The sequence below is a fragment of the Streptomyces sp. NPDC001153 genome (assembly GCF_053598315.1).
On sequence record NZ_JBSFJZ010000083.1, the window covers coordinates 1 to 19,232 of the forward strand.

The 19,232-nt window shown below is 69.0% G+C and carries 23 protein-coding genes and 2 pseudogenes; 14 read left to right on the forward strand and 11 right to left on the reverse strand.

The genetic code is table 11. From position 1 onward, the window contains the following. Nucleotides 1-1,407 precede the first annotated feature (1,407 nt). Complete coding sequence (locus ACWDEN_RS45900; protein WP_351619968.1) at nucleotides 1,408-1,542, forward strand: hypothetical protein; 135 nt, start codon at nucleotides 1,408-1,410, stop codon at nucleotides 1,540-1,542. A gap of 174 nt (nucleotides 1,543-1,716) precedes the next feature. Here ACWDEN_RS45900 and ACWDEN_RS45905 read toward each other — a convergent pair whose 3' ends face one another. After that, the gene (locus ACWDEN_RS45905; RefSeq protein ID WP_351619971.1) at nucleotides 1,717-2,148 is read right to left on the reverse strand and encodes a MerR family transcriptional regulator; all 432 of its coding nucleotides are present in this window, start codon (nucleotides 2,146-2,148) and stop codon (nucleotides 1,717-1,719) included. Nucleotides 2,149-2,245: 97 nt separating this feature from the next. Here ACWDEN_RS45905 and ACWDEN_RS45910 point away from each other — a divergent pair, with 97 nt between their 5' ends. Next, the gene (locus tag ACWDEN_RS45910) at nucleotides 2,246-3,034 is read left to right on the forward strand and encodes an amidohydrolase family protein (RefSeq protein ID WP_351619974.1); all 789 of its coding nucleotides are present in this window, start codon (nucleotides 2,246-2,248) and stop codon (nucleotides 3,032-3,034) included. 383 nt (nucleotides 3,035-3,417) lie between these two features. On the opposite strand, the gene ACWDEN_RS45915 is transcribed toward ACWDEN_RS45910, so the two are convergent. Further along, nucleotides 3,418-4,185, reverse strand: a complete 768-nt coding sequence (locus ACWDEN_RS45915; RefSeq protein WP_351619977.1) for a TetR/AcrR family transcriptional regulator — start codon at nucleotides 4,183-4,185, stop codon at nucleotides 3,418-3,420. 101 nt (nucleotides 4,186-4,286) lie between these two features. On the opposite strand from ACWDEN_RS45915, the gene ACWDEN_RS45920 reads away from it, so the two are divergent. Then, nucleotides 4,287-4,673, forward strand: a complete 387-nt coding sequence (locus ACWDEN_RS45920) for a VOC family protein (protein ID WP_351619980.1) — start codon at nucleotides 4,287-4,289, stop codon at nucleotides 4,671-4,673. Between the two features lie 52 nt (nucleotides 4,674-4,725). Here ACWDEN_RS45920 and ACWDEN_RS45925 read toward each other — a convergent pair whose 3' ends face one another. After that, the gene (locus ACWDEN_RS45925; protein ID WP_351619983.1) at nucleotides 4,726-4,863 is read right to left on the reverse strand and encodes a hypothetical protein; all 138 of its coding nucleotides are present in this window, start codon (nucleotides 4,861-4,863) and stop codon (nucleotides 4,726-4,728) included. A gap of 141 nt (nucleotides 4,864-5,004) precedes the next feature. On the opposite strand from ACWDEN_RS45925, the gene ACWDEN_RS45930 reads away from it, so the two are divergent. Together ACWDEN_RS45930 and ACWDEN_RS45935 are read left to right on the forward strand one after the other, a co-directional pair. After that, a complete protein-coding gene (locus ACWDEN_RS45930; RefSeq protein WP_351619986.1) occupies nucleotides 5,005-5,175 on the forward strand; it encodes a hypothetical protein in 171 nt (56 codons plus the stop codon). Nucleotides 5,176-5,543: 368 nt separating this feature from the next. After that, the gene (locus ACWDEN_RS45935) at nucleotides 5,544-6,056 is read left to right on the forward strand and encodes a GNAT family N-acetyltransferase (protein ID WP_351619988.1); all 513 of its coding nucleotides are present in this window, start codon (nucleotides 5,544-5,546) and stop codon (nucleotides 6,054-6,056) included. 363 nt (nucleotides 6,057-6,419) lie between these two features. On the opposite strand, the gene ACWDEN_RS45940 is transcribed toward ACWDEN_RS45935, so the two are convergent. The 3 genes from ACWDEN_RS45940 to ACWDEN_RS45950 form a co-directional block, all read right to left on the reverse strand. Next, a complete protein-coding gene (locus ACWDEN_RS45940; RefSeq protein ID WP_450863995.1) occupies nucleotides 6,420-6,575 on the reverse strand; it encodes a hypothetical protein in 156 nt (51 codons plus the stop codon). Between the two features lie 63 nt (nucleotides 6,576-6,638). Next, nucleotides 6,639-7,208 (reverse strand): hypothetical protein, encoded by a 570-nt coding sequence (locus ACWDEN_RS45945; RefSeq protein WP_450863997.1) that lies wholly within the window; start codon nucleotides 7,206-7,208, stop codon nucleotides 6,639-6,641. 8 nt (nucleotides 7,209-7,216) lie between these two features. Continuing rightward, complete coding sequence (locus tag ACWDEN_RS45950) at nucleotides 7,217-7,750, reverse strand: hypothetical protein (protein ID WP_351619994.1); 534 nt, start codon at nucleotides 7,748-7,750, stop codon at nucleotides 7,217-7,219. Between the two features lie 248 nt (nucleotides 7,751-7,998). On the opposite strand from ACWDEN_RS45950, the pseudogene ACWDEN_RS45955 reads away from it, so the two are divergent. Further along, nucleotides 7,999-8,136, forward strand: a pseudogene (locus ACWDEN_RS45955) (endonuclease domain-containing protein); the annotation flags it as partial. A 387-nt stretch (nucleotides 8,137-8,523) separates the two neighbouring features. On the opposite strand, the gene ACWDEN_RS45960 reads toward ACWDEN_RS45955, so the two are convergent. Both ACWDEN_RS45960 and ACWDEN_RS45965 read right to left on the reverse strand, forming a co-directional pair. After that, nucleotides 8,524-9,132 carry an RNase H family protein gene (locus tag ACWDEN_RS45960; protein WP_351619997.1) on the reverse strand — a complete coding sequence of 203 codons (609 nt, stop codon included), beginning with the start codon at nucleotides 9,130-9,132 and terminating at the stop codon, nucleotides 8,524-8,526. 286 nt (nucleotides 9,133-9,418) lie between these two features. After that, on the reverse strand, nucleotides 9,419-9,790 hold the full coding sequence (locus tag ACWDEN_RS45965) for a hypothetical protein (RefSeq protein ID WP_351620014.1): 372 nt from the start codon (nucleotides 9,788-9,790) through the stop codon (nucleotides 9,419-9,421). 174 nt (nucleotides 9,791-9,964) lie between these two features. Here ACWDEN_RS45965 and ACWDEN_RS45970 point away from each other — a divergent pair, with 174 nt between their 5' ends. Then, on the forward strand, nucleotides 9,965-10,279 hold the full coding sequence (locus ACWDEN_RS45970) for an alpha/beta fold hydrolase (protein WP_351620017.1): 315 nt from the start codon (nucleotides 9,965-9,967) through the stop codon (nucleotides 10,277-10,279). 255 nt (nucleotides 10,280-10,534) lie between these two features. Here the strand turns inward: ACWDEN_RS45970 and ACWDEN_RS45975 are convergent. Continuing rightward, a pseudogene (locus ACWDEN_RS45975) lies at nucleotides 10,535-10,633 on the reverse strand (IS5/IS1182 family transposase); the annotation flags it as partial. Between the two features lie 265 nt (nucleotides 10,634-10,898). Here ACWDEN_RS45975 and ACWDEN_RS45980 point away from each other — a divergent pair. The 4 genes from ACWDEN_RS45980 (at nucleotide 10,899) to ACWDEN_RS45995 (ending at nucleotide 12,840) form a co-directional block, all read left to right on the forward strand. After that, a complete protein-coding gene (locus ACWDEN_RS45980) occupies nucleotides 10,899-11,522 on the forward strand; it encodes an urea carboxylase-associated family protein (protein ID WP_351620020.1) in 624 nt (207 codons plus the stop codon). Between the two features lie 174 nt (nucleotides 11,523-11,696). Next, the gene (locus ACWDEN_RS45985; RefSeq protein ID WP_351620023.1) at nucleotides 11,697-12,116 is read left to right on the forward strand and encodes a hypothetical protein; all 420 of its coding nucleotides are present in this window, start codon (nucleotides 11,697-11,699) and stop codon (nucleotides 12,114-12,116) included. A gap of 9 nt (nucleotides 12,117-12,125) precedes the next feature. Continuing rightward, the gene (locus ACWDEN_RS45990) at nucleotides 12,126-12,620 is read left to right on the forward strand and encodes a GNAT family N-acetyltransferase (RefSeq protein WP_351620026.1); all 495 of its coding nucleotides are present in this window, start codon (nucleotides 12,126-12,128) and stop codon (nucleotides 12,618-12,620) included. A gap of 61 nt (nucleotides 12,621-12,681) precedes the next feature. Beyond that, a complete protein-coding gene (locus ACWDEN_RS45995; RefSeq protein ID WP_351620029.1) occupies nucleotides 12,682-12,840 on the forward strand; it encodes a hypothetical protein in 159 nt (52 codons plus the stop codon). Between the two features lie 174 nt (nucleotides 12,841-13,014). On the opposite strand, the gene ACWDEN_RS46000 is transcribed toward ACWDEN_RS45995, so the two are convergent. After that, entirely contained in the window at nucleotides 13,015-13,215 is a 201-nt protein-coding gene (locus ACWDEN_RS46000) for a hypothetical protein (protein ID WP_351620032.1), read from the reverse strand. Nucleotides 13,216-13,331: 116 nt separating this feature from the next. Here ACWDEN_RS46000 and ACWDEN_RS46005 point away from each other — a divergent pair, with 116 nt between their 5' ends. From ACWDEN_RS46005 to ACWDEN_RS46015, 3 genes are all read left to right on the forward strand, one after another. Continuing rightward, a complete protein-coding gene (locus ACWDEN_RS46005; protein WP_450864001.1) occupies nucleotides 13,332-16,241 on the forward strand; it encodes a hypothetical protein in 2,910 nt (969 codons plus the stop codon). A 406-nt stretch (nucleotides 16,242-16,647) separates the two neighbouring features. Beyond that, nucleotides 16,648-16,917 (forward strand): hypothetical protein, encoded by a 270-nt coding sequence (locus ACWDEN_RS46010; RefSeq protein ID WP_351620038.1) that lies wholly within the window; start codon nucleotides 16,648-16,650, stop codon nucleotides 16,915-16,917. 99 nt (nucleotides 16,918-17,016) lie between these two features. Further along, nucleotides 17,017-17,256: a GNAT family N-acetyltransferase gene (locus ACWDEN_RS46015; RefSeq protein WP_351620041.1), complete on the forward strand. Its 240-nt coding sequence runs from the start codon at nucleotides 17,017-17,019 to the stop codon at nucleotides 17,254-17,256. A gap of 887 nt (nucleotides 17,257-18,143) precedes the next feature. Here the strand turns inward: ACWDEN_RS46015 and sigJ are convergent. Further along, on the reverse strand, nucleotides 18,144-19,088 hold the full coding sequence (gene sigJ / locus ACWDEN_RS46020; RefSeq protein WP_351620044.1) for an RNA polymerase sigma factor SigJ: 945 nt from the start codon (nucleotides 19,086-19,088) through the stop codon (nucleotides 18,144-18,146). Between the last annotated feature and the right edge of the window lie 144 nt (nucleotides 19,089-19,232).

A 19,232-nucleotide genomic window follows, 5' to 3' on the forward strand; every position in this document is an offset into this window, starting at 1 on the left:
CGGCCGCCTGACCCCCGTCGAATACGAGACCGTCATGACCACACCGGCCCTCCGAGCCGCGTGACCCAACCTGTCACCCGAAACTGCAGCAGACCTACGCACGTGCCCTTCGTGCCCAATCGAATGGCGAACAGCGGGGAGTGTCGGCAAGTTGCCCGCAAACGCGCGGGTCGCCCTCTTGCCAGGTCAGCACCCCGCCGCATACGCGATCTTCCAAACTGTGGCTCTAGGCGCCGACAATCAGCCCGGCTGGAGTTGTCCCGTCGCTGTGAGGGTGACCGTCGCCGTCCACCAGTCGCGTGATCCACACGGATCGTGCGTGGTGTGGTGCACGAGCCGTACCAGGGTGTTGGTCCGGAGCACCTCCTTCCCGGCCTGGTCCGCGGTGAGGCTGACTGTCACAATGCGGTGTGGGTCGGTGCCGGGCGGAGTCGGGACGTGCCGGGGTGCTCCGGCATCCCCGGCCGGGTACGACACACAGTGGCTGTCGGCGCAGGCTTGCACTGTCGCCTGTGGGTGCGATCGCGTCCAGGCCGAGACGTTTAGCTGGACCGAAGGGAACGCCCACACCGCCGAGGCTGCGCACACTGTCGGCTGAGTGGTGCACCCGGCAACCGCACCGATCATGACCGCGCTGGCTCCAAACAAGCGGCCCATGCTGAATCGTGTCGCAGCCGGCACCGTGAAACGAGGGCTCATATCCATGAGACCTTGCTGAACCGATTTTGGTTGCCGGTCGCGTCCCACAAAGTGGTGTAGCGATGCGGAGTGGGCGACTTCGCAGGTCACGCCTGCGCTGGGGTCGCCGTTCCGGCGGAGCGCCGCTTCCGCCGCTGCGAGCGGCGCGGAAGTGGCCGGCGAACTCCTGATGGGTAGCGGCTGTCCCTTTTAGCGGCATAGCTCAGACACCAGACCCCATCGGGCCCTCCCCGGCTCGTGCTGAGCGCGTGTCGGGCAGAGAGGTGGGGCTCCTCGTCCACGTGGCCGCCGGTTCCGAGGGGGCGCCGCAAGGCCGGGACCGCTGCGGGGTGAGCGCTGAGTACGCCGCGGCCCCGCAGCTCGTCCAGATCGGGGAGACGGACTCCGGCAGGTTCACCCCGCTCAGCGTGCACTTCGGCCCCTGCCTGTTCAGCGTTAGGGTTGCTGGCCAATGCCACCGTGAGCGGGATATGGATCGGAGACGGGTCGGCCTGCGCGACCGCGCCCAGGCCATCGTCGTCGCTTACGAATCCGGACTCGTCAAGCCCGGAACGCCCGCGTGGCGGGATAGAAACGGAAGCGGTCAGCGCCCGGACGCCTGGAGCCGCTGTCGGCCGGCCCGGCCACCGCTCCGCATCCGGACGGGGACTTGGAGGTCGCTGGCGGTACGAGGTCGAACCCTGAGGTCGACAGGATCCGGATCGTTCCATGTCCGATGAGATCACTCTGCGCCCGGTGACCGACGACGTTCTCGACCTGTTCGTGTCCGAGTTCAACGGGGCGGAGGGGGCCGGCCCATACCAGTGGTTGGGCTCCGTTTCACCGGCCGGCCTGCGCCGGTAGGTCGCGGAGACCGGCCTGCTCAACCCCGCGGCGGCGTGCTTGGCCGTCGCGGAGGCGGGCCGGACGGTGGGCGATGCGTTACTCGCCGTAAGGGTCAGGGCAGCGGCCTCCGGCCCGCTCAGCACGACTGCCGCCAGGAGCACCGCCGTCTCCCGGGCGGGCGGCTGCGGCTCCTCAATTGGCACCAGGTGCCACCCGACCAACGCCCCGGCGGCCGACTGAACGGGACTCGGGCGCCCGATTCCGGTCGTGGCTTGCCGCGCTATCGGTGGCGGCGATCGTCTGGCGCAAAAGGCGGCGCGCGGTCTCCAGGTCGGCGGCACGCTGGTCGAGGACGTTCAGCTGATCACGCAGGCTGGTGAGAACACCAGGACAGGGGCGTAGCGCCATCTCGTCGAAGGTGCAGGGCAGGACCTGGCGGATGATGCGAGTGGGCAGGCCTGCAGCCAGCAGGGCGCGGATGTGCCGCACCGTCTCAGTGGTCTCATCGTCGTACTCGCGATAGCCGTTGGCACGGCGCTCGGCATGGATCAACTCCATCCGCTCGTAGTAGCGCAGCAGGCGCTCGCTGACTCCGGTACGACGCGACAACTCCCCGATCAGCACCGACCATGCCTCCAACTTGACCTTCCCACGGTGTCAGGCAGCAACAGTGCACTGGTCGGCCGCATTCCCGGCCGAACGTCAAGGAAGGACTGAATCAGTGATCATCGATGCGCACAGCCACGTCCACGACCCCGTCGAGTCGCACGTGGCGTTGCTGGACGAGGCCGGGGTGGACCGCGCCGTGCTGTTCGCCACTCGCCCGCACCCGGAGCGAGCCGACGACCTTGTCTCACTGCGCCGGGAGATGGCGATCCTGGACGAGGCCATCGGTGGCCGGGCCAACACGGCCGAGGGGTACCGCGGTGCATGGGAGGAGTTGGGCGCCGCGCTCGCCGCACGGCCGGAGCGGTTCATCGGCTTTCTGTCCGTTCCGCTAGACCTGGAGCCGGAACAGATTGCCGCGACCGTGGAACGCGAGGTCGTCGGGCGTAGGCTGCACGGTATCGGCGAGTTGACACCGCCACCGGGACGGGCAGGGATGATCGAACCGGTGCTCCAGGCGGCAGCCGATCACGGCCGACTGCCCGTGGTCGTGCACGGATTCGCCCCGACCACGGCCGACGACCTGATGACGCTGTCGGCACTCGCCGGCCGCTACCCGACGGTCCCGCTGGTGGTCAGCCAGCTCGGAGGGCTGAACTGGATGCAGGCCGTGGAACTGGTCCGGGACACCCCGAACATGTACCTGGAGCTGTCCACGGCCAATATCGTCTTCGCGGTCCGGCTGGCCATCAAGGAGATCCCGGACCGGACCCTGTTCGGCTCGGACGCTCCGTACGGCGACCCGGTCCTCACCCGGGCGATGGTGGAGCGGGTCACCAGCCCGGGTGAGGTACGCGACCGGGTGCTCGGCGGGACGATCGCCGAACTGGCCGGGCTCGGCTGAGACAGGGTGGAAGTCCGGGGCTCCCCGGAGCTCGTCCCTTCGTCCGCCGTCGGCCCGTGGCAGGCAAGGGGGTGGGATCGGACCCCCCGGTGGACTGTGGAAGGCGTCCGAGGCGCGAGAGGGGTCCGCCCAGCCCAAGACCTGGCGGTCGTCCCGGCGCTCGCCGTGGCGCCGGCATCCCACTTCACTCGACCGGCCTGCGATGCCACGGTCCTGGACTGGCATTCATCCTGGCCATGGTCCAGGTACACGGCTTCGAAAGCCTGGCCGAGCATCGTCGGCGCCGACCGACAGCAACCGGCCCGGCGGCCGCTCTCAGTGCCAACTCGACTCAGCCTGGCCAACTCGGCCGCGCATCCGCCAGTTGAAGCGATCCGGCACAGTCATCGAGGCTGACTCATGCGGCGGGCAAGGCCGTCCAGGATGCATTGCAGTCCGAAGCTGAAGGCGTGGTCAGGGTTGTACATGCCCTGGTGGGCGGCGCCCGCGGTGCTTCCGACACGGGCAGCCAGTGGGAACCGTTCGGGATCGAAAACCTTGGCCAGGAGTGGTTCGTTGAGGGCCCACCACTGCTGGTCGGACATCGCGCTGTCGCGGGCGGCGGCTTGGGTGGCAAGGGTTGCGCGGGCGACGGACTGGACGAAGTCCAGCAGGAGAGTGAGAGCTGCGTCCATCTCCAGGTCGTCGAGCCCCAGGCCGTCGAACGCGGCCAGTTCGTGTTCGTACTTGGTCATGAGGCCGGGGCCCAGTGGCGGGCGTGTGGTGGGCATGGTCGCCACCCAAGGGTGTCGGTTGTACAGATCGCGGTTCTCGTGCGCGACGGCCTCCACCCTCGTGCGCCACGGGTCCGTCGATCGGTCGCAGCGCGGCATCTGCAGGTACACGGCGTCCAGCATGAGGTCGAGCAGTTCTGCCTTGCCCGGGACGTAGGTGTAGAGCGTCATCGGTGTCACGCCCAGCTGCCGGGCGATGCCGCGCATGGTCAGGGCCTCCAGGCCGTCGGAGTCGGCGAGCTCGACGGCGACGCGGACAACGGCGTCGACCGTCAGACCCTGCTTAGGGCCGCGGCGGGAATCGCCGTGTCCGGGCTCACGCCACAGCAGTTGCAGGATGCGGGCCGGGTCGCTCGTGCCCCCGTGTTCCTTGGCCATGGGCTCCATTCTTCCTGCCAGGCCTCGGTCCTTCCACCACCTACTCTGTACAAGGTACAGTATACAGCGTACAGAGATTGTTCCCGACTCCAGGGCAGGTCATGAACATCACTTCCACCGCCGTCTCCCTGACCGTTGACGACGTCCCCGCCTCCGCCGCATTCCTGGTCAAGCACTTCGGCTTCCATGAAGCCATCGCCGCCGACGGCTTCGCCTCGCTGGTCCGCGAGGACGCGGCCAACGTGATCTTTCTTCAGCGCGGCATCGAGGTCCTGCCCGAAGGCTTCCGGGACCAGCCTGCCGCAGGCGTGATCATCGCGTTCACCGTGACCGATCTGGACGCCGAGTTCGAGCGGCTGCGGAGCGAGGGCGCCCCCATCACGATGCCGCTGCGTGAGGAGCCGTGGGGCGAACGCCTCTTCCAGGTCACCGACCCGAACGGCATCATCCTCCAACTTGTGGCCGGGGCCGCCCCCGGGCACCAGTGACCGGACACGGGCCGGCCGCACGGCCGGCGGTCGGCCCGTGAAGCGGGCGGCGTCAGTTCCCTACCTCGTCGTCCTCGGCGGCGTCGGAGTCGTGGAAGGGGCATTGGCCCTGGCCGGGGCCGCTCGCCTTGATGTTGAAGGGATCCCGGCCCAGGGAGTTGGTGTGCCGGTCCGTGAACGGGGAGAGCACGGACGGCGTCTTCGTCCTTGATGTCGTGGCCCTCGGCGCGCAGTTCGGCGACGGCGGCATCCGAGTGGGGAGAATTCCCCGCCACCACCGCGTTGAGAGACCAGCCCCAGACCGGCGAACAGACTTCCTGTCCCTCGCGATGTGCCTACGGATCTGGCCCTGGCCGCCAGGGCCGAGGGCGCGGGCGAGCCGGTGGCGGGGCTCCTGCACGGTGGGCTGCCGGTTCATCGGGCGGCGGTAGGTGTCGTCGACCCGGTCGGCCAGGGCGAGCACGCGCATGGCCCGCTGCGCGGATCGGTCGGAGACGAGTAAGGCACTCGCGAGATGCGGCTCGGCGTAGGTATCGCGGCGTCCGTACCGTGCTTCTCATGGTACGGCCCGACCGGGACGATCTCCCTGTCCGCCGGAGCCATAAAGCAGTGGACAGCCCTCCAGTGCTCGGAAAGCATCACCGCGTTGAACAACGGACCTCTCTCCAACCCCGAACGCGTCCGCTTCGTCGAACTCAGCGCGAAGACGCTGCGGGCCCTTGCCGACGGCGACCTCACTGGCGCCAGCGCCGAGGCCGGGGTCGCCCTTCACGAACACTTGACAAGCGACCGGGCCCGCTGGATCTTCGCCTATCGCCCGACCAACTCACCAAGAACCCGTCTGTCGCTCCCTGGATCACGCACGCCGCGGTGTCCGAGCCGGACGGGGCCGTCGTCGGCGACGCCGGGTTCCAGGGGCCACCGGACGAGGCCGGCATGGTCGAGGTCGGCTACACCGTGGTACCCGGGTACCACCGCCAGGGCTATGCCCGCGCCATGCTGAGAGCGCTGCTCGGCAGGGCCGCCGCCGAACCCGGCGTCAGGACCGTACGGGCCGTGATCAGCTCCGACAACAACGCCTCCCTGGCCACCATCGCGGGCTTCGGTTTCACGCGCGCCGGCGAGCAGGGGAACGAGTGCGACGGACTCGAGATCGTCTTCGAGGTCCGAGCAGACGCAGTTCATGCCGAGCAGCCTCACGGCCCCGGCGGACATCGTGATCTTCGAGGTCAGCCCGTGACATGGGCGGGGATTCGCGAACGCGGCGGGCTCGCCACACCTACGCGGAACTGGGCCGCTGAGCTACCGGGCCTCAGACCCGAAGGTCGTCAGCAGCACCGGCCGGGATTCGAACCGGGGTCTCTCTCTTGGCAGGAGAAGTAGCACCCGCCATCGCACCGGGCGCCCCCGATGCCTGTGCCTCCCGAGATCAAGACGGCCTGCGGCGTGATTCACCATAAGAAGTAGCCACGGGCCTGCGCACCGGGAGGTGCGGAAGTCTGAAGTTGTGGTCCAGAGATCAGAGTCGGCGACGGCTCACGGACTGATGCTCTTCCCATTGAGCTACCGGCCAACACCGTTGGACCGGGCGGGACTCGAACCCGCAACCCTCAGTTCCAAGAAGGATCCGTCACGTACGCACCTGGACGCCCCCACTGTAGCGAGCCCGTCAGATCGCGCAACGCAAAAAAGCCCCCGCCGCAGCGCAGTTGCGCTCGGCGGGGACTGAATCGCGGGCGTGCCGTTTCAGTCGGCTTCGTCGTCCGGCGGCCAGTTCGGCGCCAGGAACAGGCCCTTGTACTGCCGGCGCGCAACGAGTTCACCGGTGCGCGGGCCGCTAGCGGCCGACCGTGTGACGGCGGCGGGCCGCGCTCGCCGCGCCGGCGGGATGGGTTGTGGCATCCGACCTCCTCCTCGACAGCGCCGCTGCCGGCACCAGCAGCGTCGCCGCGCGCGCCCGCTGAGTCAGCTGCCGTTGGCGATTTTCTCGGCGTCCTTGTCGGCCTTCGCCAGGTCTGCGAGACAGTCGGAGGCGTCCTTCCGAGTCGTCGCGTCCGGGGCGTCCGGCGAGGTGCCGTCCATCGCGTACTGGGTGATCCGGCTGTTGGCGTCGCCGTTGTCGGACCGCCACTGCTCCATGAGGTCAGTGGGCTCGTTGTCGGCGGTGAAGTAGGCGTCCGCCTTGGAGAATGCGGTCTGCTTCATGTCCAGGCCGACGATCGCCTTCTGGTACCAGGCCGTGAACTGCGGCATGCCGGTGACCTTCTCCCCCTGGGCGAGGAAGTCCCGGAAGTCCTGGTCCTCCTTCTCCAGGATGGCCGCTGCCTTCTTCCGGGCCTCGGCCGTCGGCGGCTTCTTCGCTGCGGGTGCGCCGGTCGAGCCGGCCTTCACAGGGGCGGCGCTGTGCTGAGTCTTGGCGGGACTGCTACTCGCCGTGGTCGCGTGGACGGGCGTGGCCTTCGGTTTGTCGGACGGGCCACAGGCGGTGAGGGTGGCAATCAGTATGACGCCCGTGGCGGTGAGGGATCGCTTCATGGTGGGCCTCAGCTCAGTCCGTTGGCGGCGGCCTGGTACGCGGCGGCCTGGGCCGGGGTGAGGTAGTGGGACACGCGGACGACGACCGCGCCGTGGACGTAGTCGTACTCGGCGAGCGCCGGCATGGACTTGGTGACGGTCTGGATGTACTTCGCGCGGATTTGCGCGTCCGACGGACTGCCGAAGACTTCCACCGCGCCACCGCGGTCGACGTCGCCCTTCTCCGTGCCCTCGACGTCGCTCGCCTTGATCCGGGAGTCCGTGAAGGTGACCTTCGACGTGTACTGGTTCGGCCGGCCGAGGAGATGGTTCGGGTCATTGGCCGCCGTGACGGTGCCGGAGAGCTTCGCCGAGGCGACCTTGCCGGAGATCTGCGTGAACGCGCCACTGGCGTCGAGCGGCTTGCCGGCGGTAGGCGTTGCGGAGGCGCCGGCCTTCCCGTTCGACGTGTGCTGCGACGAGGAGCTGCTACCGCTGCTGCAGGCAGTGACACTGGCAAGGAGTGCGGCGGCGATTGCAGTGGTGAGGGTTGTTCTGTTCACGGGGCGATATTGGTTGCCTGGGGCAGCCTACAAAACCATGTGTAGGTAATGTGACGGATCTGTGACGGTACGTTCGACGTTATGCGCTCCCGCACACCCTGTGCGTGCCCCCGAGCGGGCATTGCGGCCCGGACACAGCCGATACCGTCGCCCCGTGCACCGCAACCACACGAGCTGCCGCCACACCCACTACGCCTTCACCTGCGCCGAATACGACGACCTCCTGCATCTCGCCGACGCACCACTGCATGCCCTGCCGAGTCAAACGCACAGCGAGCCACTCCCTCAACATCGACCACGACCACACGCTCGGCCGCTGGGCAGTCCGCGGTCTCGTCTACGACCGCTGCAACCAGGCCCTGCGCTACGTCGACGCCGGAGAGAAACCCGACTGGCTGCGCATCAGGCACCACCTCGACACTGCCTGGCATGTGTCCCAACCGAGGAGCGCGGAGAAGGCAGCCCGGGAGAAGCCGCGGGCCACCTGCCCGACGTGCGGTCTCGAAGAGGTGACGGTGAACAAGGACGGCTCGCTGCACCAGCACAAGAGGATCTTGCGAGTCGGCGGGAAAGTCACGCATCCGGCCCGGGCGGCGGGTGTGCCCTGGGACGAACGGTACTCTGGCGACGGGCGAGATGAGGCGCGATGCGGGCAACAACGTCATCCCGTTCCAGGCGGCGCGGCGACGGCCGAAGCGGGCGTGAGCTTCGAGGGCGGAAACGACAGACGCCAAGGCCCGCACCCAGATGGTGCGGGCCTTGATGCGTCTTCGTCATGCGTCGGCGGCTTGAGCCCTCCACGCCTTCAGATTCTGCTGTGCCCACTCTGGCGCCAGCTCGGCGGCGCGCCCGCGGTCGACGACCCCCTTCGAGCAGCGCAGAGCAAGCTTGGCCAGGCTGTCGGCCGCTTCGTTCAGGGGGTGGCCAACGTGCCCCTTCACGTGGGTGAAGGTGAGTCCCGGCGTGTACTCAGCCATCTGCTGCAGCTCCACCAGCGTCGGCTGACGGTCTGAGCTGCGCCACGAGACGCGGTAGCCGTCGGGCATCCGCGTGCCGCCCGCCTGCCAGGCCGTCAGGTAGCCGAGGGCATCGGCGCTGTCCGTGAGCACGGTGACCGGCCGCGACGACCCGACCGACGCTGTGACGGCCTGGAGCGCCCACAGGATCGCCCGCAGTTCGGCGACCGTGGACCGTGAAGGGCCGCTGATGTCTCGGGGGTAGGGGTGGGCGCGGGCCCCGTAGTGGCCGCTGGTGGCGAGGTAGCCTCCGCCCGCGCGGGCGTCGTCCACGGCAGCGTCGGTGGCGACGAGTACCGTTCCGGTGGTGTGACGGCTGGGCACGGTGCCGGCGAGGGCGATCTGACGCTTGAGCGGTTTCGGCAAGGTTTCCCCTCCTTGGACTTGGGGGGTTGATGGTCGCGCGGGCGTCGGGCGGGCGTCACCTGATTGACTGCTTCCGCTTCGGTCGTCAGTTGGTCACGCGGATGTCGGCGATCAGGGCGGTGGCGTTGTCGGCGTGCAGGTTCCGGACGGCCCGGACGGTGGCAACGGCGGCCGACACACGCCTCCTCAGCTCAGACGCTGGGCCGCGCTTACAGGGTGCCGCCCATGGAGTCGGCGTGGAACTCCTGATGGGCAGGACGTTCGTGCAGCGGCGGCAGGCGGGGGGCTACGCATCCGTGCCCGACGGCTTCCACCATGAGGCGTGCGGCTTCTCCCAGTCGTCGTCACCGTCGTGTCCTACGGCGGAGGCGTCGGCCATGGCGCGTGCTGCGCGTCGAGCTGCGGTGGCGGTCGGCACCTGAGGGCCGGTGAGGCCGGCCGCCGACTCGTACGTGAATGGTGTCCTGCCGCTCGCGCGGATCACGTCTGAGCACTCCCAGGGATCACCGCTGATGACGTTGAGCGCGGCGCGCGCGAGGCTTCGACCGTCGGGCCGGGTGCCGGCATGGCACAGGGCGAGGTAGGCGCAGTGGTACGCCTCGGCGTCCGATTCGTAGGAGTGCGTCTCGAACCCTGCCCGGTGCAGCACTGCTCCCACGTGTCCCAGCAGACAGTGCGGGCCCTGTCGACCCTCGGGTAGTCGGTTGCGTAGTGGGCGCTCTGTCCCGACCCCGAATGGCCGGCTCATATCCGCCGCTGGCTCGACTCGTGACCGACCCCCTTCCCCTCGCGCGACGCCGCGGTCCAGTTCTTCGGCGGCGGAGCGATCGGTATGGGCTGGGCGGATGGCCTGGAGGAACGCGGCGGGCAATGGTGGCCCCGCTTCGACCGGAACGTGATGGTCCAGTCCGTGGCGGACACTGCCCAGCACTCCTTCGCGCACGAGTGGGAGCGCATCACCTGCCCCACTCTGCTCATCCTGGCCCAGTCGAGCTTCATCTCGCCTGCACGGGTCGATGAACTGATGCGCCGCCGCGTCCCGACCATGTCCGTCAGCATGCGTGTAAACCGCCATGACCTGCACCTGGAGCAACCCGACACCGTGTATGACCTGATCTCCCCGTTCCTCGCCGGTCTATCTGCGTAGGGATGCGCCGGACCCCCGTTGGTGTGGCCGCGCGGCCTTGCGGGCCTCAAGCGCGACCGCGTCCGCGGTCAGGGCGCCAGCCCAGTGGGCCGCGGCCAGTCCGGCGACGACGTGCTCGTGTTCCATGTGCCGGCCCAACAGCAGCACCTCCATCAGGGCTCTGGTGCCGGCCGCCTCGCCGTGAGCGGCGCGGGCCGCGGTCCACGAGGCTTCATGAACCCGGGTGAACTTCCCTGCGGCTTTGGCCTGTTCGAGGGCGATCGAGGCGGTGAGGGCCAGGAAGTGGCTGGCGTTGCGTTCGTAGCGGCGGTGTAGCCGTCGGCATCCACGGAGCCAGGCGATGGACCGTTCGACGGTCCGGCACCAACCGCTCGACAGGCTCACTCGCCATCCCGACAGCGTCCGGCAAGATCACACCGAATGAAATGGCCGGCCTGTGAGAACACGCTGGACGGTCCGCCCCGTGTCGGCGGCCTTTGAGAATGACTGTGACAGCCCCGTCCCTGGACCTGGCTGGCTAGCGCGCAACCCCTCCCTTGTGCCCGATGTCCCAGCTTGTCTGTTATAGGAGTCCGGGGCCGTAACGAAGGCGCCTCGCCCGGAACACCAAGGAGAGATCATGGCTGTCACGACGACGCTGGCCGCACGCACAGGAGCGGCCTTCCAGGTACCGCAGGACGGAACACTGCGTGTGATCAACACGTACGGAAGCCAAGTGGTCGACACCTGGGCAGTGGCGAGGCAGGAACCGCAGCACGGGCTGTCGATGGCGCACACGCGCGCCGTGCTGGGCCGCGTGATGGTGAAGGCCGGTGACGAACTCGTCGACGATCGGCGCAGGCCCCTCCTGCAAATCGCCGAGGACACCTCTCCGGGCGTGCACGACACGCTGATCCCGGCCTGTGACCCCGTCCGGTATCAACGACTGGGACACAAAGGCCACCACGACAACTGCAGCGACAACTACCACCGAGCCCTCGCCGAGTCCGGCCTCCCGGACCTGCTGACCCCGGTGCCCGCTCCACTCAATTTGTTCATGAATGTGCCCGTCAACTCGGACGGTGACATCGTGTTCAGCGCGCCGGTCAGCCGTCCGGGCGACTCGGTGCTCCTGCGGGCGCTCACGGATGTGGTGGTCGTGCTGTCCGCCTGTCCGCAGGACCTCGTCCCGGTCAACGGCGAGCTCCAGCAGCCGAGGGACGTGGAGGTCCGCATCACGACCGAATCCGACCGACCGCGGTAAAAGCGGATCGAAAGTGCGGATTGAGGAACGCGCCGGCGGGGCGGACGGTCGGAGCCACCCGCAGGACGCCCTCCGGCCCGGGAGCCGACTCGGCCACGACCTCCACCGAGGAGTGCTGCCCGTACGGGAAGCGGGGCTCCGGCGGCTCATGCGAGGCCGGTGTCGCCGAGCCGGATGCCTGGACCCGGGAGGTCTACCTCCGGCCGGGCCCGTGCCCGGTGGTCGTGGACCGCCGGCCCGGATGGGACCGCCGTGCTCCACAAGACCGAGCAGCTGTGCGCCGCGCAGAAGGCCGCCCACCTGGACCCGGCATGGGACCCCGTCGACATCCTGGTGTCCGTCAACCAGCTCGCCATGCCCTGGGCCGGCCAAGCCGACCTGATGCCCGCAAATGAGGAACAGCGCACGCCATTCCTGGCTGCCCGCGCGGCCATCGTGACGGCGGTCCAACGCCTGTTTCCTCCTGGGGAACCTAGCCGCCAAGCTCCGACGGACACGGCCTGGTACTGCAGCCGTAGATCGTTATGTGCCCAGGCCCTGGGGCTGTCTGCCACTGGCGGAAACTCAGGTGGCCTCAGCGCACGATCTCGGTAGAGTCGGGCAATGCCCGAGCTGAAGCGGCTGCATGCCGACCACGCCCCGGCGGTACTGGCCTTCGAGCTCGCGAACCGCACCTACTTCGCTGCCTCGATCTCCGACCGCGGCGACGACTTCTTCGACCAGTTCACCGACCGGTACAACGCCTTGCTGGCCGAGCAGGAAGCCGGCAGCTGCGCCTTCTACATGCTCGTCGCCGAGGACGGCTCGGTAGTCGGCAGGTTCAACCTGTACGACTTGGAGGACGGCGCTGCGAGACTCGGCTACCGGGTCGCGCAGCAGGTCGCCGGCCGCGGCCTGGCGACCGCGACCGTCCAGGAGCTTTGCCAGCTGGCAGCGGCGCGGCACGGGCTGCGCACACTACGGGCGGCCACCTCCCACGACAATGTTGCGTCCCAGAAGGTGTTGACCAAGGCCGGCTTCGTCCCGGTTGGCCCGGCCGCCCCGGCCGATCTCGGCGGCAAGTCAGGCACCTGGTACCAGCGCGACCTTCAGCCGTAGACCGTGATCTTGCTGGTGGACCGGCTGCAGGAAGGCTGCGGCCACCGCTGATCATCGGTGTGTGAAGACTAACGATCTTGCGGTGGCCGCAGGTCACAGCGCAGACCCTGCCCGCCGGCAGGAAGCGTTCGAGCTGGACGCCCGGCGGCACGCGGCCAAGGAAGCATCCGTCGCCTTCATCGCCGCGGCCGCCACGCTACTGAATCCCGACAACCGCTGACCGAGGGCAACCACTGCCGGCGTCCTGGCCGTCCGGTCGCGCCGGTCCCCCACGCCCTACAACCCTCGTACGCTCCCGTGGCGGGTGTTGCCATTTCCCCGCGAAGACACCGCCCTCGGATTCGGAACGGCAACAGCCACCAAAGCCCGACGTGGTCCCTCGGCATGGGCAGGCTCAGGGGAGGATCTGGGCGAGTGCTCCGGTGACGGCCGCGGCGAGGGTGAGGGCGGCGGCGAAGGTGGTGGCGGCGCGCATGAGGGCGGTGGGGTACGTGGCACCGTCGAGGCGGGCGAGTGTGCCTGCGGCCGCGGCGGCCAGGAGCGCGACCACGACGACCAGGGCAGCGGCGAGCAGGACGATAGTGATGCGGTTCACGGCAATCTCCCAGATGATTGCGGGATGTTGACGTGAGTGAAGGTCGCGGAAACGGTGTTCACCATGGTCCGGCCGAACGATGATGAACACCGTTGAACACAGGGCTGGGGGTGCATGTGAGCGGGGAAGAAGACGAACGCGCGGCCGCCCTCGTCGAGCTGCGCAAGCGGCTGGATGACGGACTGGCCCACAGGAGGCTGACCAAGTCCCAGCTCGCCGCCCGAACGGGACTCGGGCGCACGACCGTCCAGGCGGCTTTCCAGCCCGGCGGGCCCGTTCCGTCCGCCGCGACTATTGCGGCACTGGCCAGCAAACTGGGCCTGCCGGTGGAGGAGTTGCTGGAGCTGCGACGGGCCGCAGCTGGTGAGGCCGGTCCCGCGCATGCAGGGCAGGAGGGACCGGGCAGACCGATCGGGCAGTGGGATCCTCACGACCTGGAGGTCCATCCCGCCGGAACCGTCACCACCAAGGCCTGCTCCGGTTCTCGCCCGCAACGGGCGCTGCCCGGCTATGTGCGCCGCGCCCACGACCAGGTCCTGGCGGCGGCGGTGCGGGAGGCTTCGGACGGTCGCAGCCGGATGCTGGTACTGGTCGGATCGTCTTCGACCGGCAAGACGCGGGCGTGCTGGGAGGCCGTCCAGCCGCTGGCCGCCAAGGGATGGCGGCTGTGGCACCCTCACGACCCCAGTAGGGCCGAGGCCGCGCTCGCCGACCTCGACCGTGTGGCGCCTCGCACGGTGATCTGGCTCAACGAGGCCCAGCACTACCTCGGCAGCCCCCGGACCGGCGAGCGCATCGCGGCCGCCATCCATACCCTGCTCACCCACCCCGACCGTCAGCCGGTCCTCGTCCTGGGCACCCTGTGGCCCGAGTACGCCGACTCCTACACGGACCTGCCTCGACCCGGTGAGCCTGACCCGCACAGCCGGGTCCGCGAGCTCCTGAGCGGACACACCCTTACCGTCCCCGACGCCTTCGGCCAGGAAGCGCTCCGCGCCGCCACCGCCCTCGCCCAAGGGGGCGACCGGCTCATCGCGGACGCCCTCACTCGCTCCCACGCCCACGGGCGGCTCACCCAGGACCTCGCTGGCGCACCCGAACTGCTGCGCCGCTACGAACACGGCGCCCCGCCCGCCAGAGCCCTGCTGGAGGTCGCGATGGACGCCCGCCGTCTCGGCGTCGGACTCCACCTCCCGCAATCCTTCCTCACCGACGCCGCCATCGACTACTTCACCGACCACGACTACGACCAGCTCGCCGAGGACTGGGCCGACGCCGCCTTCGCCTACCTCGCTCGCCCCGTTCACGGCAAACAAGCTCCCCTGCGCCGCACCATCGCCCGCCCTGCGCGCCGTCCTCCGGGCGCTCCGGCGGCGGCCACCGGGCCCGTCCCGGTGGCAGGACCGGTCTTCCGCCTCGCGGACTACCTCGAACAACACGGCCGCGCCAGGCGTCAAAGGCTCTGCCCGCCCGCCTCGTTCTGGCACGCCGCTCACGCCCATCTCACCCACCCCGACGACCTCAATAACCTCGCCGGCGCTGCCAACGGCAGACACCGCTTGCAATGGGCCCATCACCTCCAGCACAAGGCCGCTGACGCCGGCCACCCGGATGTCCTGTTCAAGCTGGCGTTGATGAAGGAGGAGGCTGGAGACCGGGAGGGGGCCGAAACCTTCTACCGGCGGGCCGCCGACGCCGGCTTTCCCGAGGGCCTGGCCGAACTGGCGCAGTCGCGGGAGGTGGCCGGGGACCTGGAGGGCGCCGAAACCGTGGCCTGGCAGGCTGCCGAAGCCGGCTACGCCAAGGCCCTGACCGACCTGGCGCGGCTTCGGCATGAGCTCGGGGACCGGGAAGGCGGCGAAATCCTGGCCCGACAGGCTGCCGAAGCCGGCCACACCAAGGCCCTGACCGACCTGGCTCACTTGCGGCAGTTGGCTGGGGACCGGGAAGGCGCCGAAAGCTTCTACCGGCAGGCAGCCGAAACCGGCGCCCCGGGCGCTCTGGCCGACCTGGCACGGTTTCGGCGTGAAACCGGTGACCAGGACGGCGCCGAAAGCCTCTACCGGCAGGCCGCTGACGCCTGCGGCCCCGGCGCTCTGGCTGACCTGGCCCGCTTGCGGCACAAGGCCGGGGACTGGGAAGGCGCCTATCTCCTCGCGTGGCAGGCTGTCGACGCCGGCTATCTGGAGGCCCTGGACACGATGGCGCAGGTACGGGAGATGGCCGGCGACCAGGAAGGCGCCGAAATCCTGGCCCAAGAGGCTGCCGAAGTTGGCTACCCCAGCGTCTTGTTCGACCTGGCACAGATGCGGGAGGAGGCCGGGGACCTGGGAGGCGCCGAATCCCTCTACCAGCAGGCTGTCGACGCCGGCTACCTGGATGCACTGGACACCCTGGCGCGGATGCGGGAGACGGCCGGGGACCGAGAGGGCGCCGAAAGCCTGGCCCGGCGGGCTGTCGACGCCGGCTACCTGGATGCACTGGACACCCTGGCGCGGATGCGGGAGACGGCCGGGGACCGAGAGGGCGCCGAGACCCTGGCCTGGCGGGCTGCCGGAGTCGGCCGCTTCGGCCCCTTGTTCGACCTGGCGTGGAACCGGGAGGAGGCTGGGGACCGGGAAAGCGCCGAAAGCCTGGCGTGGCAGGCATTCGAAGCCGGCCGCCCCAGTGCCTTGCTGAACCTGGCACGGAACCGGGATGAGGCCGGGGACCGGGAAAGCGCCGAACGCCTCTACCAGCAGGCAGCCGACGCCGGCGACCCCAACGCGCTCGCTGGCCTGGCACGGATGCGGGAGATGACCGGGGACCTGGGAGGCGCCGAATCCCTCTACCAGCAGGCTGTCGACGCCGGCTATCTGGGTGCCCTGGACGACCTGGCGCGGATGCGGGAGAGGGCCGGGGACCAAGAAGGAGCCGAAACCCTCTACCGGCAGGCCGCTGACGCCGGCCGACCCCCTCTCGGTATCAAGAAGAGATGGCCCAACGGACTGGACCCGGACGGTTCGCCCACTCCCCCCTGGCTCTGAACACGCATGCTCCACCCACAGCCACACACACGGGCACGCCACACACGGGCACGAGCGCTTCGATCCCCGCCGGTGACGGGCCGCCCGTTCACGCCGGTGAGCCGCATGCGGTCGTAGACGCCTCCCGGCCGCTGTCTCTCTTGACCGCCAACACCCCCGCCGGAGAAGGGAGATGCACAATGCTGCCCGATCCACGCCAAGCTCGCCCTGATCACCACGGCCGTCACCGCACTTCTCACCCCTCACGGCAGCTCCCGCAGCTGCTACATCACAACCCTGTCCTTGCCGAAAACCTCATCCACCCAGGTCGGATGGGGGTGGACGACTTCGCGGTCGACGCTCACTCCAGGACGCTTCTAGCGCTGAAGCCGATGAACCGGCAACGTGATCAGCTGGGCTGCTGTGATTGGCCTACCTGGGCGTGAATGAGGCGCTCGCGCTGCTACGTCTCCTGCCGATGAGCGATCGGGACAAGGACATCGAAATCCTGACCCTGCGGCATCAGATCACGGTGCTGGACCGGCAGCTGGGCAAGCGCAGGCCGCGGTTCGACGCGGGCGACCGGACGTACCGGGATCGATCCGACCGTCCGCTTGCAGACGTCCTTCCTGGCGGCGGTGAGCGAGTTCCACGACGATCACGGCTTTCCAACTCCATGGTTCATCGACGACGTTGACCCCCTGGCCTTGACCGAAACTGCGGCCTTCGCCGCTTACGTGACGCGCGTGCTGAGCGAACGGGACGAAACAGCCGGGCGAGCGGACTGGTTCGTGCGATGACGACGCTGTGGTGGGTCGAGGGTGACCAGATGTTGGGCAGCCCGGCCATCCGCCACTGGCTGACTCCGCTTCTGGAGAAGGCCGGCGGCCACATCGGTTACGACATCCGGCCCAGCGCACGCCGTCAAGGACACGCGACCACGATGCTTGCCGCAGCCTTGCCGACCACTCACTCGCTCGGCATCACACGGGCCTTGTTGACCTGCGACGAGACGACACCGCCTCCCGGCACGTGATCGAAACGAACGGCGGCCGGTTCATCGACAGGGTCGGAGACAAGCGCCGGTACTGCCGCCCTCGCGGCCACTTCCTGCCCGGCGAGCAGCAGCGCCTCGTGGCTCAGCTGGAAGACAAAGCCCGACAGGCCGGCCCCTGGATCGGCCGCCGCACCCGCAGGCAGATCACGGCCTGGAAGAACAACACTACCCAGACCACGCCAGCACCCAGAACGACGACAGCAACAGCCCTACCGCCACGCCCTCCGGCCACCACACAGCAACCCACGCCCAAAGCAAAGCGCAAGCCCGAGCACCCCCTGGGAACAACTGTGCGCGCAGGTCAAAGGACTACGAGAACTCGGCGAAGAGCAGCAACGCCAAGCCCTTGTGACCGCACCCACGTAGCCGACACCCAGCCCAACAACAGGGCAGTGAACCCGACGCCGAGGCTCCCCTGGCAGAAAGCAGTAGCCGGCGTCCACGCCGCGTACAAGCCCAAACCCCTACCCCCAGGCGCCACGCCCGTCACGCAGCCCCAGGGCAACGACAGGCCAAGCCACTGAAGCCTTGCCGCACGGTCGACAACGCGGCGGGGAGCATCCCCCTTACCTGCAGGAACGCTTGCAGGAGTCGTCATCTCGGCCGTTCCCGGAGAACGACCGCCACTGCCGTGTATACGCTCCAGCCACTGCTCGGCGTAGGGGTTGCGATCCTCGGCCGCCACCAGCAGAACACCGCGCGGCCCTCACTGATCGTCACCGACCCCGCCGCAGCTGGGAAAACCACCGCCCTGCTCCACGTCGGACGCGCCTGCCTCCTCGCCCACACCCACCGCGACCCAGCAGCCTCACGATCGAGGCTGATAGTGCCGGCCAGGTGCGAGCGAATCCGACGGCGGGGGGGGCTCAGCCCGTCGCCCAGCGACGGAGTTTCTCGGGGTTGCGTACGACCCAGATGTGTGTGATCCGGTCGCCCGCGACCTCGAACGCGAATACCGTCACGATGACGCCGTCCTGCTCGGCCACCACACCGGGTCGGCCGTTGACCGTACGCTCCAGGAACGTCATCGTGCCTGGCCTGCGGCGGGCGATCTCGACCCAGGCGCGCGCGATCTGCTCACCGCCTTCGATGGGGTGCAGGAAGGTGGTGGCCAGGCCGCCGCCATCGGCGATGGCTGTGGCCTCGGGGTCGAGCAGACCGATCAGGGCGTCGATGTCCTTTGCCTCCCAGGCCCGTTTGAAGTCCCTGACGACGCCGGCGCGCTGGGCCGCCGAAGTCGCAGTGGCGGAAGGCTGCGCGGCCCGGACGCGACGCCGGGCCGAGGAGGCCAGTTGGCGGCAGGCCGCCGGGGTGCGGCCGACGATCTCGGCCACTTCGGCGAAGGAGTGGCAGAAGACGTCGTGCAGAATGAACGCGACGCGTTCGGCCGGGGTCATCGATTCGAGCACGACCAGGAAGGCCAGGTTGACCGACTCGTCCAGGGTGACCCGGTCGGCCGGGTCGACGGCCGCACCCCCCACCCGCCCGCTGATCCACTCCGTGTGCCCGGGCAGCGGCTCGGGGATCCATTCGCCCACGTAGGTCTCCCGTCTGACCCGTGCCGAGCCGAGCAGGTTGAGACAGATCCGGCTGGCGACCGTCGTCAGCCAGGCGCCGGGGGACTCGATGGCGTCCTGTTGGGTCCGGGGCATGGCGTACCAGCGGGCGTAGGTCTCCTGGACGGCGTCGTCGGCCTCGACCAGGGAGCCCAGCAGCCGGTACGCGAGATTGATCAGCCGACGCCGCTCGCCCATGACCGCGTCCAGGGCCGGATCGGGCCGGTCGCATCCTGACTCGGATCGGTTGCTCATGGTGTCGAGGCTCCCCTCGGTTGCATCTGCTCTTACCGGTTCGACAAGACAGCCCGGCGGAATGTCAGGCCAGTGCAGGGGGGGGGGAAATCACCCGCCGGTGGTGTTGTTAAACCAGGGTCTGACAAAAAAAAAAAAGAACAA